Source organism: Nostoc sp. TCL240-02 (assembly GCF_013343235.1).
Taxonomy (GTDB): Bacteria; Cyanobacteriota; Cyanobacteriia; order Cyanobacteriales; family Nostocaceae; genus Nostoc.
Genome location: NZ_CP040094.1, coordinates 3,294,697 through 3,314,108, shown reverse-complemented (window position 1 = coordinate 3,314,108; position 19,412 = coordinate 3,294,697). Strand labels below are relative to the sequence as shown.

Here is a 19,412-nt window from a genome sequence, read left to right as displayed (position 1 = left end):
AGATGGAAGATAATTATAACCAGTTTGCTATGAAGGGAGAATACTTTCGGAGAACAAATGTTATGTCAATCTATCTTTAGACTTATTTTTCGGGTATATGCTACTGTAGGAAATTTATTTTGGCTCCCAAGTAAGTTTTTTAAGTAAAGAGAGAATTTTGAAAAATGATACTAAGAATCATGGCTAACTAACGGCAACAGCAAGCGGCTAACTACCCGATTATCTGGTAATTGATAAAAATTCAACTCTCCTCCCAACTCCTGCATGAGGTTTTGGCAGATTAGCAGATGTAAAGCTGGGGGTTGGTCGAGGTTGGAGGGAGCAAGCACATCTTTGGGTGTATTATCATGTAGTTCTGTTAGTAGCTGTGCTTCGATCGCACCGTTGTATGTAATTGACAGTTCCAGCGATGTCTGTTCACCCCCTCCACTTGTAGATAAATGCTTTGAATCTGAGGGTTTTGACGCATCTAAACGACGACACCAAATATCAATTCTGCCGCCAATTGGAGAACGGTTACAGGCAGTAACCAATAATTCATGGATAACTAATTCAATTTTGACAATATCACCAGCGATCGCCATTGCAGATTGAGGGCTGGAAGTAGGAACGCCTCTAGCTAATGGAGAATTCTTTGCTGATTCTTGCTCATCAATTGGTTGTCCCAAGCCATGTACACCAATCCACAGCTTTTGTTGTTTGAGTAAATTGTCGATGCGTTCGAGCGATCGCTTGAGTAAACTAGCTATGGGCATAGTTTCCCAACTGATATGTAGCTGCCAGTTCTCAAGTTTTAGCATTCCACTCATGGAAGTGGCTGTGTGGTCTAATTGTCTTAGCAATAGCTGGTAGCGCATCTGAGTTAATTCATTAGCAGGAATACCCAAATCATGTATTTGTTTCAGGGATAGCGCCGTTATTCTTTGGATTTCCTCTAGACGACGATGTTTGTACCAGTTGAGTTGTCGTAATTCCTCTGTTGTGGATTCTAGAAGGCGGGTAATTTGCTTTTGACGACGCCACCAAGCTAATTGAGAAATCAGAGTTGCGATCGCATTGAGGTTTTGTTGTGACCAGCGACGCTCCTGATAGTCTGCTAACAATACTACACCTGTGATTTCATAATCAGCATTGGTACGTAATGCCATCACCAAAATTTGACCTTTATCTGGAGTATTCAACCATTTTCGAGTTTCCAGGGGTAAATTATCCACCTTCAAAGTCAGGTAATTCTCCGTAACCAATGCCCACTGAATTAAGGCTTCAGACTGGATAGGAATAGATGCATCGGAAAAAATCCCAAATTGACTATTTTCAATCACTCCAGGAATAATTTCTGCCAAATTTTCACCGGGCGACCAAGATAGCAGTAACGCCAGGGGACAACCCAGAATTGATGCTATTTGTTCGAGTGCTATATGTTCTAAATTCTTTTTATTGACTTCGGCTTTGCTATTCTGGGTTTGCGTCAAGATATTTAAGCATTGCTCAAACGCCTGGGAAGTTTTTTGCTGCTGCGTAGTGCGGTTGTGTAATTGCCACTGACGAACAATCACACCTATCTGTTGACTAACAGCCCACAGTAACTCTTTTTCGAGAGTTGTCCAAGAACGATACGTTTCGTGAGTGATGACCAAAAGTGCTGCTGGGATATGACCATTAGTGCATTTACAAATAAGTAGCGATCGCACTCCACTTTCTAGTAAAGAGGGCCGCCAGTTAAAAAAGCGTAAATCTTCATCTAAATTCTCAATCTCCACCGCTTCAGTTGAACGTTGCAAAAGCTGTCCATCTAATTCTTTGAGAGTATTCAGGGTAAATGTCAATGGTCGGCGATTTTGAGGCTGACTTTGGTAAATAAATTGATAATTATTCTGTTCAGGATCGTACTGCAACAGTAAAAAGCGGGTGGCTGTTAGTCGAGCTAAAACTTTTTTAGCACAGCTGTGTAAAGTTTCTTGAAGTTCATGTTCGCTATAGATACCTTGGGCAACTTGACCAGTCAGTTGGGCATCTTCTTGAATCTGTTTAATAGTGCTTTCCATACTTTCGTTAGGTGCAATCAGGGAGATTAAACCAGCCACACCCTGAACAAAATTTTTGTCTGCCTCCGTCCAGATTCGAGGTTCATTGCTTTCCACCGCCAGAAAACCGAGCAAGTTCTTTTGCCAGATTATTGGAGCGGCCAGGAGCGATCGCACTTTCAGCTTTTGCAGTAATTTTGCCGTAAAATGGCTCTTTAAAGAACTGCGTGCATCACCAATTGAAACAATTTGGTTAACTGCCAAAGCATAATAAAAGTCACTCAAGTCTTGTACAGTCATTCCCGCCGCTTGCTGAGTGCTGGAATTGCGATCACTTTTGACAAGCTGATTGCTCATCCGACACCAAAAGTAGCGTCCTTCCCGCTCAAACCAGTAAACATTTGTCCGGCTAGGTGAAATAAATTTATGAGTTGCTTGCACCCCTGCTTCTAGTCTTTGATTAAGGTTACTGAGGGTGCGTAAATTTTCAAGCAATTCTAATAATGGCTCATCGGTTCGCTTGGTTTGCTTTTGCTGCTTATGTATCTCCTGTTGATAAAGCAATGCCCCCAATTCACCTAAAACCATCATCAAACGTGCTTTTGCTTCCCCTGTTAGTAAATAGCCCCAGCGTTCTGAACCCAGTAACAGCAAACCTAAGCAACGGTCTTTATAGCGAATTGGTAAAATAATCGTTCCTTGGATCTGCAATTTTTCAGCGATTTTGCGCCATTCGGCGGCGCGGATTTCAGTTTGTAAATCAGCTATGCCCAAGGGGTGTTGTTCAATCACCACTTGCTCTAATAGATCCCCAGGACTGAGAACAACCTTTTGGTATAAAAAGCTCGTGTCACGATCCGGTGTAATACCGCCTTTGCCGAATAATATGTGATTCAGGCGATCGTAAAGAGCAATCCAAATCAGTTTGTAATCAAACTGTTCCTTAAGATAAGAAATAGTAGTTTCAATCAGAACGTCAACCTCATCTTCTTCTCTGAGGTTCTGGAGGACGCGCCCCAAAGAGAGGATCTGCTGTTCGGCGGCTATAGGTTTTTGCGGCTGCCCCATCTGATTTATTGGTTAACATAACTTGTAATATATAAGATGCCCAGAAAACCACCCTGAGTAATATCGCCATAAGTGTTTAATGTTGAACTGGGGACTGGTGATTGGGGATTGGTGATTAGGGACTGGGGAAGGAGCAAGGAGCAGAGTGAAAATTTCTCTCCTCATCACCGCGCACTCCCCCTTATAACTCTTTTCAATACCCAATCCCCAGTCCCCAATCCCCAGTCCCCAAAGCTAATGGATATTTATAAATTTGCAATTAGTCCGCTTTTGTTCAATGTGGTAAAAACGGACCCGGAGTGGTTACACCAGCAGACGATTCGCAGTTTTAGCTGGCTATCACAAACCCCTACTAGTTGGGCAAACCAACGCTTACAAAAATCTTTATGTCTGTACGATTCCCGCCTAGAACAAAATTTGTTTGGGCTAAACTTCCCAAATCCCGTAGGATTAGCAGCTGGCTTCGATAAGGATGGAGTCGCTGCTGGTATTTGGTCTAATCTGGGTTTCGGCTTTGCAGAACTAGGAACTGTAACTTTTCACGCACAACCAGGAAATCCGCGTCCCCGTTTGTTTCGCCTACCGTTGGATAAAGCCGCTCTCAATCGGATGGGCTTTAACAACCTCGGTGCAGCAGCAATGGCGGCCCGTTTGACACAGGAAAAACAGGAGTCAACCCACTTAATACCCATAGGGATAAATTTGGGTAAATCTAAGGTAACTCCCCTAGAAGAAGCCGCACAAGATTATCTCGGTAGTTTTCGCCTACTCAAGGATTTGGGAGATTATTTTGTTGTTAATGTCTCTTCTCCCAATACGCCGGGGTTGCGATCGCTCCAAGATGCTTCTATGCTCAGTGCCATCTTGAATTTATTGCAACAAGAAAACAATGCACATAAACCAATTTTTGTCAAGATAGCGCCAGATTTAGATTGGGTTGCGATCGCTGACATTATCTCTTTGGCTAAAACCTACCAACTGGCGGGAATTATTGCAACTAACACCACCATCCGCCGTGATGGACTGAAAACCCAGGTGATTAACCAAACAGGCAAATCACCTCAAGAAGAAGCTGGCGGAATTAGCGGTGAACCATTGCGCGATCGCTCCACTGAGGTAATTCGTTTTATTTGGCAGCAAACCCAAGGAGAAATCCCAATTATTGGCGTTGGTGGCATTTTTTCCCCAGAGGATGCTTGGGAAAAAATTACTGCTGGTGCTAGCTTGATCCAAGTTTATACAGGCTGGATTTATGAAGGCCCACTGATGGTACGCCGGATTCTAGCAGGTTTACTTTCCAAGCTAGAACAAAGTGGATTAAATTCCATCAAAGAAGCTGTGGGCTTAGAAGTAAAAAATAAAAAGTAAACCTTTAAAGTTCTTACTTTTGCCTTTTGCCTTTTAACTTTTGCCTTCTTATTCCTCCTCTACTGGGAAAAACTCTTTAGTTTTTTCCGAGTATGACCAGGCAATACCATCAGGGTCTTTACTGCGACTCCATTCAGGAAACTCTGGATCATTTCGTCGTTTATAAACCGTGCTGGAATAGACATTTAGCCGTTTGGCAAGTTCAGATTGGATCAGAGAGCCAAAAATTAACTGTTTTTCCAGCGATCGTTTAGCTTCCTCATGGGTTTGGGTTAGCTGTGGTATTGATTCAGTTTCTGTTTCTTCCTCCTCAAGTGTTGTTGGTGGTGGTGCTGCTAAGAGCGATCGCGCAGTTTTAGTAACTGGTTGAGCCGGAAGTTCTTTAACAGGCTCACTACTGTCAAGAATATTGCCGAGAATGCTGGCAGTTATAAAGTAATAAGACTGGCCCGCTTCTTCGGAATTGACTATACTGGCACCAAATTCCGAGGCTTTACCATCCAAGTAGCGTTTTGCCGTTGTTCCCGGAAAATTGCCCTTGATTGCCAAATCCATAGGCGTAAGTCTGCCCTGATTTTCTCGAACCAACTGATGAAAAATTGGGTTAACTCGTACAGTCCACTGTTGCCATTGATATTCCTGCCAAATCTTGAAGCCAATTGCCAGCACAATTAGCGCTAGCAAAATTCTCCAGGTAGCAACCAGGAAAATAATCAAAAACGAGATGGGCAAAAGTAGAACGAGAAAAGCCTTGCCGTTGTCTTCTATGGGTTTTTCACTCATGCCGATTTTTGCCAAGTGAATTTGTGGAAATAATATTATATATATTGGCAAAAATTGTGACACTTTTTTGTATCTTTTGGCAAAGTTACGGCAAATTTGCCGGCAAAAGCTTTACCGTGTAGGTGTTATAGCCTCTTGAAACTGGAACTTGTCTAACATTGGTCTGCGATGCCTACGGCGGCAAACTACGCACAAAAGTTTGTACCCAGAGAAAAAAGAAGGCTTTTAACTCAACCAACAACTCTATAAATTTAAATCGTCAGTCCCTTGACAGCAGATAATACATATACTACAGTAATAATACAAGTCAACTTTCACCAGAGAGTTAACTTGCGCCAGTAGCGGATAGCTCAAATGACAGAGCGCCCACCTTGCCTGCAAGGGCCGACGTATTAAGGGTTATCGTATATAACTTAAACACCCTCGATCAAACTTCTGGAGGTGTAGGTAAAAATCCTACTTCGCTACACCAAATTCAGTGCTGAGTCACGAATTTTAAATGTTTAACTAATAACTTTATATGTGGTGGGTAGCTCAGTGGATAGAGCGCCTAAATATCCTTATTCACCCCTTGCCTGAAAAGGCCGACGAATCGAGGGTTATCGCCTGCCAAGCGGGAGGTCGCGGGTTCGATTCCCGCTCCACTACACCAAATCTAGTGCTGAAATTTTTAATTTTTAATTTTTATGTGGCGGGTAGCTCAGAGGTAGAGCGCTAAACATCCTTTTTCATCCCTTGCCTGCAAAGGCCGACGAATTAGGGTTATCGAATAGGGTTCGAGAGGTCGCGGGTTCGATTCCCGCTTCGCCACCTTTCATTTTTGCCCGTAAGGGCCGGGAGATGAAGCGATGAATTACAATTTTTTCACTAAAAATAAGAATACAACACCCCAAAATCAGCCTATCCCTGGACGAGAAGCAGAAATGGTTCAGGGACGTTCCGGCGGCTTTATGTTTGATGCTGGCATTTGGAAAATGCTGCGCCGTTGTCTTTTGGTTGGCACAGCAAAAAGCACTTACTACGCCGGAAAACAGGAATTAACTGAGGATTTTGTAACAGTTGTAAGACTTGCTGTTGCCGAAAATCCCAGCCGTGTAGCGGAAGAAATTTTGTATGCTAGCGATGGACGTGCCATCAACAATAGTGCGCCCATATTAGCTTTGGTACTGCTCTCTATGGGTGAAGCACCACAGGCAAAACAGGCTTTTGGTGAAATCTTCCCGCAAGTTGTTCGCACTGGTAGCCACTTCTACGAATGGTTGAACTACACCAAATCTCTGCGGGGATTTGGCAAAGTCGTGCGGGAAGCTGGTAAAACTTGGCTTTCAAGGGAAGATGTCAAAGGTTTAGCTTATCAATTGTTGAAATATCAACAGCGTCAAGGCTTCTCTCACCGAGATGCGTTGCGGTTGTTCCATGTCAAACCGCCTACAGAAAATCACCGTCAACTATTTGAATGGGTAGTTAGAGGCTGGGAAGAATTGCCAGCAGATATTCCCTCAGAGGCATTGGCGCAGATTTGGTGGTATGAGTGGCTGAAGCGAAATCCTACCCAAACTCATGAAGCTATTTCTCAAGGACGTTTAACCCACGAAATGGCTGCACCTGTGGGCAAAATGGATCGGCAAGCTTGGCAGTTGCTATTTCAGGAAATGCCAATAGGTGCAATGCTGCGTAACTTAGGTTCTTTAACTGAACTAGGTGTGTTACGAGCCGATGAAAGCGACAATTTGCTGCGAGTAGAAGCAGTTCTTAATCGCAGAGAACATCTGCGTAAAGGTCGCATCCATCCGATTGATGTTTTGAAAGCACTCAAGACTTATGAATCTGGTGGAACATTAGGACGCAGTAAGAAAACTTGGAATCCAGTTCCTCGGATTGTAGACATTTTAGAAAAGGCAGTTGAACTGTCTTTTGATGTTGTGCAACCCACAGGTAAAGTCTTTATGCACGCCGTGGACATTTCTGGTTCTATGGGTAGCTTGGTTGCAGATATGGGACTGAGTTGTTGTGAAATTGCCACCACAATGGCACTGGTGACAGCAAAAGCAGAGAAAAACTATATGATTCGCGGCTTTTCTACAGAATTCCGTGAATTAGGTATCAGTGCCAAAGATAGTTTTAGTTCTGCGGTTCGCAAAGCTAGCAATCAAAACTTCGGTGGAACGGATGCATCTGTAGCTTACGACTGGATGATTAAGAATAAGTTTAAAGCAGATGTTGTGTGCTTTTGGACTGACTCGGAAAGCTGGGCCGGGTATAAGCATCCAAGTCAAGCGCTGAAGGAGTACCGCAAAAAGGTAAATCCTAACGTCAAGGCGGTGTATGTCACCTTGACACCTTACCAAATTACTTTGGTAAATCCTGAAGATTCGCTATCTTGGGATTTGGCAGGGTTTGACCCAGGTACACCTCGGATCATCCAGATGCTGGCTACGGGTGAATTGTAGATATTGCTGAAGGGTAAAGGATGAAACACTTTATCCTTCGTATTTCATGGCGGGTTATCCTTATTCGCAACTTGCCTTTCGGGGACGAAGAATTAGGGTTATCGGTTAACGTCTCCACCATTGTGGGGATTAGCGGGTTCAACTCCCGCACCCGCCTTTGTTTGATTCAGGATTTACGATGGGTAAGAGTAGGGTGTCTTCGATGTGCGTAGGCGCAGCCCGTCGTAGACATTCCAATTCTTTACAAGCACAACCCGAAAATTAGACACAAAATAAAATAGCGTAGGCGTAGCCCGTCGTAGACATCGCTCATCATTTATTTAACTACCAAATGTTTAATTAAATAATCCCCCCATGAAATTGATAATTGGTTTCCAAAAAATACCAGTTAACACGTAAGGAGCGTATTGTAAAAGCGGTAAGCTAGTCTGCTTCGATGGCTTCAAAGGTAAACACTCTAAGAGAAAAGGCACTATACATGTGAGTGCATAAGCAGTTGCTAAGGCTATATGCCATTTAGGAGCATCTCTTCCTATAGGGCTAGAATAAATACCTAACATAATAAAAAAGATCATCAAAAACTGCTCCCATAGAAACCAGGATTGAGGTGGTAGAAAATAAACTAACCGGAGAAAGCTGTTGTTGTCTATTTTTTGTCGCATCCCCAAAAGTACAGCCCAAGTTGCAGCCCCAACAATACCATCATCTTTCAGTCCATAAATTCTTTGAAAGCGTTTAACGCCTCTCTCAGTTTCACGACTAAAATACCCGTCAGGTTCTTTTTTGAAAAATCCTTCTTCATTCAGAATAATTTGCAGTTCTTTTACTGCATCCTGTAACTTTGGAGACATACTTTTTTGATTGCGGTAAAGCTTTGGGTAGAAAAGGCAAGACCAACTCAGTGGCCCGACTATCCCATCTACCTGAAGATTATTAGCTTTCTGAAATTTAATTACAGCCTCTTCTGTTTCTAAGTCAAATTTACCACTAATATTTGAGAGAAAACCCTGAGCTTGCAGTCGCTCTTGGAGTTCATTGATTGATTCTTGTGCAGAGTTTGGCGAAAAACCTCGGTATAATATGGGACGTTTATTGAATACACAGACTTGTTTTTCTTCTGGAAAATAACGCCGGGATTGTTTTAGTCCAAACAAGAGATTTAGAAAGTTAAGTGTTTTATTTGTCATAGCTTTATTGGGTAATTTGTGAAAAAATTATCTGGCAAAGTTTAGAGCTTATAAGTCGATATGGTCGCCAGTCTCTACTTACTAGAGACAAAAAATAAACTTATAAAATTAGCTTACTGGTTAAATTTAAGACAGGAGTTAACACTGTTAAAAAAATGTTGTGATTTTGTTATTAATTTGTCAAACTTTTGTTCGTTAAAATGTTGCTAATGCCACATTGATTACAAATTTACTGGGTGATATTTATGCCAGGTCAGTCAGAAGATTGGAATTTACCTAAAAGTTGGAATCGCAAGATTTTGCAGGACTGGGAGATAGACCGACTACTGACGAATTTGGAGGTTACACTTCAAAAGCGTTACAGACAAAGTACTAGGAAAGACCTGTTACTTGGGCTACTCTGTGGGTACAGCTTGAAAAAAATTGGTCAAGATTTGCACAAAGAAAACGCTGCTGTCAGAGCAGGGTTAAGCAATATCTATCGGGATATTGAAGTTTTGACAGGAGAAGCAAATAAAAGTGTTAAGTCCAGTAATCTTGTCTATGTTCTGGAAAAACATGGTTATCGTAAAGGATCTGTTGTAGCTGCTATCCAACGCCGTGACATCCCTCACAATCTGCCAGCACCGACTTACACCCAATTTATTGGTCGGGAGGCAGATATGAAAAAGCTATTAGAACGCCTTTCATCGGTGCATGGCGCTCACATGATTACAGTACATGGGATTGGTGGCGTAGGTAAAACAGCGCTGGTGTTAGCAGCTGCTTACCTATGCTTAAAAGCTAGTAACGAAAACTCTTCTAACGCACCCAACTTTGATGCGATTATTTTCACTTCAGCTAAACAACAAGAACTTATTCCCACTAATAGTATCTTGTGGCGGCAACAGGGACAGCGTAATCTACGCGATATCTTTCGAGAAATTGCTAATGCTTTAGACGACCCGACAATTCTTCAATCTCCTCCCAATGACCAATTTGATCGTGTTCGCCAAATTCTCTCAAAACGGAGAACACTGTTGATTGTGGACAATATGGAGACTATAGAGGACAGAAATGAGGTTATTGAGTTTTTATATAATCTACCCATTTGCATCAAAGTAATAATTACTAGCCGCGAACAAATTGCCTTGCTGCCAATCCGTCTGCGAAACTTACCTCCAGATGATGGTTTGCAGTTGATTAGACAACAAGCTGAAGAAAAAGGTATAAGCATCAACGATGAAGACTCTAAGCAACTCTACGATCGCACTGGCGGCATCCCTCTGGCGATCGTATATTCTATTGGTCAATTATCCGGTGGCTACTCGCTAAACTCGGTATTGAATCGATTAACCTCGGCTACAGGTGATGTGGCTCGTTTTTGCTTTGAGCAATCAGTACAAGGAATCAAGGGACAACCACCCCACAAGTTACTCATGTCACTAGCGATTTTTCCTGACTCTGCCATACTCGCAGCTGTGGCTGAGGTTGCTGGACTAACAGCTGCTCCTGATGCTGTAAATAATGGCTTGGCGCGTTTGCAGCAACTTTCCTTGGTGAATCTCAATCCAGAAACTAAGCGGTTTGATATGCTCTCTCTGACACGTGAATATGCCTTAGCAGAATTAGCCGCTTACCCAGATTTTGAGAGGGAAGCACGAAGGCGCTGGGTGAGATGGTATCTTGATTTTGCCCACAATTATGCCGGAGAAGATTGGGAAAAATGGATACACTACAATAAGTTAGAACCAGAAGAAGGAAATCTGCGAGCAGTACTTCATTGGTGTGAAGATAAAGAACACTATGAAGCAGTTAGGGATTTATGGCTTCTCTTAAGCCACTATGCAAATCTCTATGCCTATTGGGACGATCGCTTAGATTGGCTGCAATGGCTTATAGAACAATCAGAACGGCGTGGTGAATGGTCTTGTTTTGTAAAAATCATCGTCCGCAAAAGCTGGCTACTAATTCGAGAGTGTTCCTCTGTGAGTCTGAAAGAAGCAGACAAAATTTTGCGACGGACGTGGATTTTGCGTGATCATGCAGATTTATGTGTTCAGGCTGACTTAGCCGAAAGTATGGCTAGGCTGCAAATTAGACAGAAGGATTATCAAGATGCACGCCACTGGCTAACGGTAGAAGAAAAATTGGTGATCGAGGCGAATCTAGAAGAGCGACAGCACATCCGCTATTTTATTCCCGTTCTTTATCATCAGGCTGAAATCTATTATTTAGAAGGTGAATATCTTTTAGCAAAGAAGCTCTTTCAAGAGGTGATGAAAAGTGCAGAAAAAATTAGTTGGCATCGGGTGATCAATTCTGCTCAAAATTGGCTGGCTGATATTGCAATTGAACAAGGCGATCGCGATCGAGCTGAAAAACTATTAATTCAAGGCTTCACTGTCGCTGAAATGACTCACAACAAGCGGCGTTTGGCTCGCTATCAGCGTTCTCTTGCCCGTTGGGAGAAAAAGTGGGGAAGTGCAGAGAAAGCCTACCAAATGTCAATTAAGGCTATTGATGGTTTTAAGTTCTTGGGAATGACACGGGATGCACAGGAGATGCAAATTTTCCTTGATTCACTGTAATCATAGGCGCTGATGTTGCCCACGCTACAAGATGGAATAATTTATTTATTTCTTGAAAATCCCTAAAAGCGCGATCGCATATCCACCAAAACTAGACAAGATATTTTTTTACAAGATAATGTAATATAACTTAGCAGTATTTGAGCGATGCCTACGCGGGCTGCGCCTACGCTATTCCTTTTCAATCTAATTGCAAGCAAAGCGGCAATTTGCTACATATCAAAATGGTTCCATCCAAACTTGTCCACCCAAAGACAGTAGATTAAGTTTTGTCTGAATAACTATAAGGAATGAAATAGCTCTGCTTTCCAAAAAGTAAAAAAGGAACAGATTTTTATGGCATTTGATTACAACCTGTTTGTCATTGGTGCTGGGCCTGGTGGATTGGCAGCAGCTAAAAAAGCAGCTAGTTACGGTGTCCGTGTTGCTATTGCCGAACAAGAATCCATCGGTGGAACCTGTGTAAATCGCGGTTGCATTCCCAAAAAACTGATTGTCTACGCTGCTGACTTCGCCCTACAAAAGCAAATAGCGCCCAGTTATGGATGGAGTGAGTGTCAAACATATTTTGACTGGACATTATTCATTAAGTCAGTAAATCAGCATCTTGACACCATTAACCAGTCTTACTTTCAGCAATTACACAAAGCTGGAATTGAACTAATTTGCGATCGTGCCACTTTCATCGATGCTCATACTGTCGATATCAATGGACTTAAAGTTACAGCCGACAAAATTTTAATTGCTGTGGGAGGGCAACCTCTCAAGCCCAAAATTCCAGGCATAGAATATGCCATTACATCCCGCGAGATGTTTCAGTTACCTTATCTACCGAAACGTTTAGCAATTATTGGCGGTGGCTACATTGGCGTAGAATTTTCCAGTATGATGCACGCTTTCGGTTGCCAGGTGACGGTGATTGAAAAAGACGAGATGATTTTATCGGGGTTTGATGATGACATTCGCTCTGCGGTACAACAAGGTTTGAGCAAACGCGGAATTAAGTTATTGACTAGTAGTACTGTTCAAGAAATCAAATACTCAGATGAGAGTTTGTTATTGACTATCAGTGGTAAGAAGCGAGAAATAATTACAGCAGATACGATCTTGGTTGCCACAGGTTACGCTCCAAATACCAAGAATCTTGGTTTAGAAAATGCCCATGTTGAACTTGGCGAACATGGTGCAATCAAAGTAGATGAATACAGCCGCACCACCCAAGAAAATATTTTTGCTGTGGGTGACTGCACCAGTCGAGTGCAATTGTCTCCAGTGGCGAAGGCAGAAGGTATTGCTTTTGCCAATACAGTTTTTGGCAACAAGGTGCAAAAACTAGATTATGATTATGTGCCCTCTGCTGTTTTTTGCCGTCCAGAAGCGGCTGGTGTGGGGATGACGGAGGCGAAGGCACGGGAAAAATTTGGTGAATCTGTACAATGCTACTGCACCCAATTCCAACCACTTTTGTATCAGCTAACCGAACAAAATGAGCCAACCACTATGAAGTTAGTTGTAAATGGCGATTCTGGGCAAGTTTTGGGCGCTCATCTGGTGGGTGAACATGCAGCAGATATTATTCAAAGTCTGGGTGTGGCAATTCGCAAGGGCATTACCAAGGAAGACTTGGATGAAACAATAGGCATTCACCCTACGGTAGGAGAAGAATTTTTTTCGTTATTAAATCAGATGCAGGAATGAGTGAAGGGGGTAGGGGGCAGAGGAGCAACCTGAAAAGAGCAGGGGGAGCAGGGGGAAGTGAAGAGAAAATTTTAGTATTTTTTACGAGCGTTATAGCCCTAAATACACTTAGGTGAATTCTAGTAATAGATTTACCATAGCCGTTGGTTTCGACTCCGCTCAACCAACTGAGTGGTCGAGAGTTGAGCGTACCCCTGTGAGGAAGCAAGCTACGCGTAGCGTCTCCAAGAGTTGTCGAAACTCGTCAACATAGGTATTTTTTCATCAGAAATTACCTTATTTCTTTCTCTTCCCCTGCCTCCCCTGCTCCCTGCCCCCTGCTCCCTGCCTCCCCTGCCTTTGCGTGTTTCTCAAGAAGTTTCTGAGGACGCTTCTGAGCAAGATTTTGTGGGGGCGTTTAATTGGTCTAAAGTATTTGTTAATGAGTCATCTTCTAGGATGGGGTATCTGCTGTGGGAATCTACAACATCGTCAAAAGCTTTCAGATCCTCAAGAGCCTCTGATGCAGACTGATATCGGTGTTTGAAGTCATCCAGTACCATTTTACTGAGAATATTAGCAAGGGAGCGGCTTACTTGGGAGCGTAGTTTACCGCCGTAGGCATCGCTCCATTTTATCTCTCCATCAGCGTCTCTATCTAGCTCACGGGGTGCTACACCAGTTAAGGCTCTAATCCCAACCATACCCACTGCATAGATGTCACTACTGTATTGGGGACGGCCAAAACATTGTTCGCTGGGTGCGTACCCCTGAGTCCCAATGCCAATGGTGAAGGGGGTTTGCTCTTGAGTATCAAGCTGTTTTGTGCTGACTTCTTTGACGGCTCCAAAGTCAATCAATACCAGTTTTCCGTCTGAGTGTCGCCGGATAATATTACTAGGCTTAATATCCCGATGAATCACATTATTTTTATGAACAAATATTAATGTTTGCAATAAGTCTCTAACAATTTTGATCGCGGCAATTTCATCAATTGCTCTACCTGGTGGCAATTCCTGATTTAAAGTATGACCAATTATCTGTTCTTGCACTAGATAAAATTCTTCATCTTCTTCAAAATACGCCAAAAGTTGAGGGATCTGATCGTGTGTTCCCAATTTTTCTAGGGTTTGCGCCTCTGAGTGAAATAAACGTCTGGCAAGTTGTAAGGCTTCTGGTTTAGTGCTGGCTGGTTTTAGTTGCTTGACAACACATAACGGATTCCCCGGACGTTGGGTATCTTCGGCAATGTATGTTTCACTGAATCCACCGGAACCGAGAACTTTGACAATTTTGTAGCGTCGAGCCAAAACTTTCCCTGATAAGGCTAAATCTCGTTGCTGGATTAGGTATTGCAAGTCATGTTGTTGACTGATAATCTCTTGGACAACGGGAGAAGTTTTATATTTCTGAAAAATGTTTACTAATTGACGTTTTCTGATGCTTTCCCTCATGACTGAGGTTCCTAGATAGGAAAGTCCGGTCATGGCGATCGCAATCATTGGTACAATCGTAGGAAAAATTAATCCACCATAGACAAATAACCCATAGCTAATTCCTAACCAAGCGCCAGATAGGGCGAGGCTATATAAAAATCTATTGATGCTACGCTTGCGTCTGCTAATCATCAAGGCTGTACTGCCAACTAGAGCTAGCACAAACAAACCCTGCAATGGTGGAGTATTAATTCCTGGAGCGATCGCTTTTCCTGACATCAAAGTTGCGATTGCATTGGCGTGAATTTCCACGCCCGACATCGGTTTAGCGCTGTTGCTAGCAGCGACTGGATAATAATCATTATTTAACTTATCTGTCGCACCAATCAGCACTATCTTGTCTTTGAAGACCTTTCCCTGCTGTAAATAGGTGTTCCAGTTTTCCGGGTCTAGTACGTGCCAAAAGGGTATTTGCTCAAATGTACCCGCAGAACCCCAAAAATAAATGCGATCGCCTTTTGGTCGCGGATAATTTACTTGTGCTGTCCTGAGTGCTGCTTCATCAAAGGAGGGTAGCTTCTCCATTAAAGTATCTTCAACCAACGACTTAGAAAACTCACTCGCCAATCGATGAACTTTACCATCCACCTCTACGGGGAAATTAACTGAGCCAATGGAAACTGACCCTGTACGAAACATCTGTTGTGGGTCTGTCAGTTGTGTAAAAGTCCCTTGGTGCGTCTGTGAATTTTCGTAGACGGCTGCTAAGGTAACTTTACTGCCATATTTTTGTAATACTGCCTGGAATTGGCGATCGTCAGTAACTCCATAACTACTCGGCGTGTCAAAAACTACATCTATCGCTACAGAGCGGACACCTGCTTTAATTAACTTTGTAATTATCTGGGAGTATGCAGCACGTTTATAAGGATAAGATTTCAGTGTTTCTAGGTAGGCATACTGTTTTGGATTTGTTTTATAGTACTGTTCGGGAACTGATATTGACTGATCGTCTATTGCTAAAATTACGATGTCTTCTGGAGGTACAATCGGCCCACGCAGTTGAAAAAAGCCAGAAAGCGCCTTATTTTCTATCAATTGAACTGATTCTCCACCAGAAGCACTCAGCACTGCTGCACCCATTACGCAAGCTCCAGCGAGGAGATGACCTAAGTGAATCATCCATCTAGACTGGCGAGCCGATGCTGTTGACGTTACTTTTGTCGGTTTACTTGAGTGTCTATTGGCAGCAGAGACATAGTTTTTAGTTAAGGTAGATGTAGGTTCTTCTGCCATATCGTGTTACTGATTGATTTAAGTCCAACACTTTTATTTATTCAGACCACGTTTTAGTGCAAGCACATTGAAATAAGACTTAAATGATAATCTTATACATTTGTAAAGTATCTTCTATTCGTCAACAAACCTCTATCGGGAGAGCTAGCCCCCAAAAGATTCTTACTTAGGTACTGCCTAAATTATTGTTTTTCTGTTAAGTGAGTTACAACTAGTGATTGTCTCACAGATCAGAGCCGGATATACTTCGCCTCTGCTAATTGGTTGCGGCGAGATTTGATCCTAACCTAACCAACAGGTACGCTCCTAACTGGGTGTTTTACCAGAAGCTGTCCTAAGTCCGTCTTCTGTCTTTGGCGCAATATTGGTACTCCCAGAAAGCATGTCCTGATACTGATAGCTCTACCTATAGATAGGCATAAATTTATATCCTACCCTAAGCTTATGCTATACCTCTTTAGGAGTAAACTTTAATGTTATACAGCGATAAATGCTGTTACTGGTTCAATTTTATTGGTAGATTTTGTTCAGATGGTAGCTCTTGCAGTGCTGGAGGTGAATAAGGTTTAGCACCCAGCATCTCAACTCCAATGTTGCATCCGTTTTTAGGCCTTGAAAGAGGTAGGATAAAAGCTATAGATGAAGAGCTACTTTATAGATATTAGCAAACTTGCTATTTGAAAATTGCTATAATCTATTGTTCCATCTAAATTCATATATATTATTAGGTGTAAATTTGTATGGGTTCTCCAATGAATCGTCTGTCTATTTTTGTAGACGGAAACAATATGTTCTATGCTCAACAAAAAAATGGGTGGTTTTTTGACCCGCGACGAGTCTTAGAATACTTTAAACATGAGCAATCAGAAACAACATTAATTAATGCATTCTGGTACACTGGCTTAAAAGACCCACAAGATCAACGAGGTTTTAGAGATGCTCTAATTAGTCTAGGATATACAGTCCGAACTAAAATTCTTAAAGAATATTATGATGATACTTCTGGTCGTTACTCGCAAAAAGCGAATTTAGATATTGAAATTGTTGTAGATATGTTTAATACAGTAGACCAGTATGACCGAGTAGTATTATTCAGTGGTGATGGAGATTTTGAACGAGCAATCGAACTATTACGCTCAAAAAATACACATATTACGGTAGTATCAACAGAAGGAATGATCGCTAGAGAACTACGGAACGCTACTGATAGATATATAGATTTAAATGATATCAGAGATCAAATAGAAAAAACCGAAGGTTAATAGCCTTAGCAATTATTTACAAAGGTAAGAGTAAAAGAAAAACTAAGGTTGAAGATATATTGAGCCACAAGTAAAAATTAAACAACAAACCGCAAATGACAAACAAAACAGATCGAATTATCATTTTTGATACTACACTCAGAGATGGAGAGCAGTGTCCGGGAGCGACTCTGAACATAGACGAAAAGCTCGTTATTGCCAAGCAACTAGCGCGTCTGGGTGTGGATATAATTGAGGCAGGCTTTGCCTTTGCCAGTCCCGGGGATTTTGAAGCAGTCAGCAAGATTGCCCAAATTGTGGGGATAGAAAATGGCCCGGTAATTTGCAGTTTGGCAAGAGCGATTAAAGCAGATATTGAAGCAGCCGCAGAAGCACTAAAACCAGCCGTAAAGGGCAGAATTCACACATTTATTTCGACTTCTGATATTCATTTAGAGTATCAATTGCGAAAGTCACGAGCAGAAGTGCTAGCGATCGCCGAAGAAATGGTAGCTTATGCTAAATCCTTCATGACAGATGTCGAATTTTCGCCAATGGATGCGGCTCGTTCCGATCCAGAATTTTTGTACCAAGTGTTAGAGCGAGCGATCGCAGCTGGTGCAACAACAGTTAACATTCCCGATACCGTGGGTTACACCACCCCAAGCGAATTTGGGGCAATAATTAAAGGCATTATCGAAAATGTCCCCAACATCGACCAAGCGATTATTTCTGTTCACGGCCACAATGATTTAGGCTTGGCAGTTGCTAACTTCTTAGAAGCTGTGAAAAATGGCGCACGGCAACTAGAATGTACAATCAATGGCATTGGCGAACGCGCCGGCAATGCCTCACTAGAAGAATTGGTAATGGCGCTGCACGTCCGGCGGCAATATTTTAACCCTTATCTCGGCAGACCAGAAGATTCTCAAGAATCCCTGACAAATATTGACACCCGACAAATTTATAAAACCTCACGCTTAGTTTCCAATTTGACGGGAATGTTGGTACAACCAAATAAAGCGATTGTAGGGGCGAATGCTTTTGCTCATGAGTCTGGAATTCACCAAGATGGTGTGTTAAAAAACAAACTCACCTACGAAATTATGGATGCCCAATTGATTGGCTTAACAGACAATCAAATAGTTTTGGGCAAACATTCAGGGAGAAATGCTTTCCGTACCCGATTAAAAGAATTGGGTTTTGAACTGTCAGATACTGAATTAAATAAAGCCTTCGTCAGATTCAAAGAAGTAGCAGATAAAAAGAAAGATATTTCTGATTGGGATTTGGAGGCGATCGTTAACGATGAAATCCAACAAGCACCCGATTTGTTCCGGGTAGAGTTGGTGCAAGTTTCCTGTGGTAGCAACGCCCGTCCTACTGCTACAGTTACTCTGCGTACCCCAGAAGGCGAAGAATTAACCGATGCTGCGATCGGTACTGGGCCAGTGGATGCAGTTTACAAAGCCATCAATCGTGTGGTGAATGTGCCCAACGAGTTGATTGAGTTTTCTGTGCAGTCAGTAACAGCCGGTATTGATGCCATTGGAGAAGTGACGATCCGTTTACGTTATGAATCTAAAGTGTTTTCTGGTCATGCAGCGAACACAGATATCATCGTGGCATCCGCGCAAGCTTATGTAAATGCGTTGAATAGGTTGTATGCATCTTTGCAAACTCAACAAAAGCCAGAGGAAGTAACTGCACAGAAAGTCTGAGATCGGAATCTGTGAAACTGCTAGTTTTTAGCTGATGCTAACAAACTCCTCTCCAACTTTGGGGAGGAGTTATTTGTGAGTTCCAAAAATCGTTGGAAATTATGCTGATAGAAAAACATATAACTATCAGAGAAGCCACCACCAAAGAAGATTTACTGATTGCAAAACACTCTTACCAAATGTGGCTAGATATTGGTGTTGATGAGAGTAATATTCTTCCAGAGTGGCAGAATATTACCCTCCAATTTATAGAAGAAGCACGTCGAAATTTATTTTACAAGGCTTTTATTGCAGAGATTGATAATACAGTTGTGGGTTCTGTAAGTTGTCAACTATTTGCAGGTTTATACCCCAATATTTTCAAAGATGAATACCGCAAATTTGGATATATTTGGGGCGTTTATGTTGAAGAGTCTTACCGCAGACAAGGCATTGCTAAATCTCTGACTAATAGAGCAATTGAATATTTAAAAGCACTCGGTTGTACGCGAGTGGTTCTTAATGCCTCGCCATTGGGTAAACTAGTTTACTCCAGCCTCGGTTTTGCTGAAGGGAATATAATGCAATTAGATTTGATTTAAGTACACCAAT

General features: G+C 42.2%; 11 protein-coding genes and 2 tRNA genes. 9 read left to right on the top strand and 4 right to left on the bottom strand.

What is annotated here, in order from left to right; all coding sequences use genetic code 11:
• Positions 1-170: 170 nt before the first annotated feature.
• Complete coding sequence (locus FBB35_RS14110) at positions 171-3,092, bottom strand: GAF domain-containing protein (RefSeq protein WP_174710136.1); 2,922 nt, start codon at positions 3,090-3,092, stop codon at positions 171-173.
• Between the two features lie 237 nt (positions 3,093-3,329).
• On the opposite strand from FBB35_RS14110, the gene FBB35_RS14105 reads away from it, so the two are divergent.
• Positions 3,330-4,460, top strand: coding sequence for a quinone-dependent dihydroorotate dehydrogenase (locus FBB35_RS14105; protein ID WP_174710135.1), 1,131 nt, complete (start codon positions 3,330-3,332; stop codon positions 4,458-4,460).
• Positions 4,461-4,508: 48 nt separating this feature from the next.
• Here FBB35_RS14105 and FBB35_RS14100 read toward each other — a convergent pair whose 3' ends face one another.
• Positions 4,509-5,243: a hypothetical protein gene (locus FBB35_RS14100; RefSeq protein ID WP_174710134.1), complete on the bottom strand. Its 735-nt coding sequence runs from the start codon at positions 5,241-5,243 to the stop codon at positions 4,509-4,511.
• A gap of 522 nt (positions 5,244-5,765) precedes the next feature.
• Between FBB35_RS14100 and FBB35_RS14095 the strand changes: the two genes are divergently transcribed.
• The 3 genes from FBB35_RS14095 to FBB35_RS14085 all read left to right on the top strand — a co-directional run bounded on the left by FBB35_RS14095 (position 5,766) and on the right by FBB35_RS14085 (position 7,693).
• Positions 5,766-5,895 (top strand) — tRNA-OTHER (locus tag FBB35_RS14095).
• A 37-nt stretch (positions 5,896-5,932) separates the two neighbouring features.
• Positions 5,933-6,054: transfer RNA gene (locus FBB35_RS14090), tRNA-OTHER, on the top strand.
• Positions 6,055-6,091: 37 nt separating this feature from the next.
• Positions 6,092-7,693 carry a TROVE domain-containing protein gene (locus tag FBB35_RS14085; protein ID WP_174710133.1) on the top strand — a complete coding sequence of 534 codons (1,602 nt, stop codon included), beginning with the start codon at positions 6,092-6,094 and terminating at the stop codon, positions 7,691-7,693.
• A gap of 335 nt (positions 7,694-8,028) precedes the next feature.
• Here the strand turns inward: FBB35_RS14085 and FBB35_RS14080 are convergent, their stop codons facing one another.
• Entirely contained in the window at positions 8,029-8,880 is an 852-nt protein-coding gene (locus FBB35_RS14080; protein ID WP_174710132.1) for a peptidoglycan-binding protein, read from the bottom strand.
• Positions 8,881-9,125: 245 nt separating this feature from the next.
• Here FBB35_RS14080 and FBB35_RS14075 point away from each other — a divergent pair, with 245 nt between their 5' ends.
• Both FBB35_RS14075 and gorA read left to right on the top strand, forming a co-directional pair.
• Positions 9,126-11,450 carry a tetratricopeptide repeat protein gene (locus tag FBB35_RS14075; RefSeq protein WP_174710131.1) on the top strand — a complete coding sequence of 775 codons (2,325 nt, stop codon included), beginning with the start codon at positions 9,126-9,128 and terminating at the stop codon, positions 11,448-11,450.
• Between the two features lie 336 nt (positions 11,451-11,786).
• Entirely contained in the window at positions 11,787-13,148 is a 1,362-nt protein-coding gene (gene gorA / locus FBB35_RS14070) for a glutathione-disulfide reductase (protein WP_174710130.1), read from the top strand.
• A 350-nt stretch (positions 13,149-13,498) separates the two neighbouring features.
• Here gorA and FBB35_RS14065 read toward each other — a convergent pair whose 3' ends face one another.
• Positions 13,499-15,859 (bottom strand): CHASE2 domain-containing serine/threonine-protein kinase, encoded by a 2,361-nt coding sequence (locus FBB35_RS14065; protein WP_174710129.1) that lies wholly within the window; start codon positions 15,857-15,859, stop codon positions 13,499-13,501.
• 740 nt (positions 15,860-16,599) lie between these two features.
• Here FBB35_RS14065 and FBB35_RS14060 point away from each other — a divergent pair.
• The 3 genes from FBB35_RS14060 (at position 16,600) to FBB35_RS14050 (ending at position 19,402) form a co-directional block, all read left to right on the top strand.
• Entirely contained in the window at positions 16,600-17,121 is a 522-nt protein-coding gene (locus FBB35_RS14060) for an NYN domain-containing protein (protein WP_041565194.1), read from the top strand.
• Positions 17,122-17,216: 95 nt separating this feature from the next.
• The gene (locus FBB35_RS14055; protein WP_174710128.1) at positions 17,217-18,821 is read left to right on the top strand and encodes a 2-isopropylmalate synthase; all 1,605 of its coding nucleotides are present in this window, start codon (positions 17,217-17,219) and stop codon (positions 18,819-18,821) included.
• A gap of 101 nt (positions 18,822-18,922) precedes the next feature.
• Complete coding sequence (locus FBB35_RS14050; RefSeq protein ID WP_174710127.1) at positions 18,923-19,402, top strand: GNAT family N-acetyltransferase; 480 nt, start codon at positions 18,923-18,925, stop codon at positions 19,400-19,402.
• Positions 19,403-19,412: the final 10 nt, after the last annotated feature.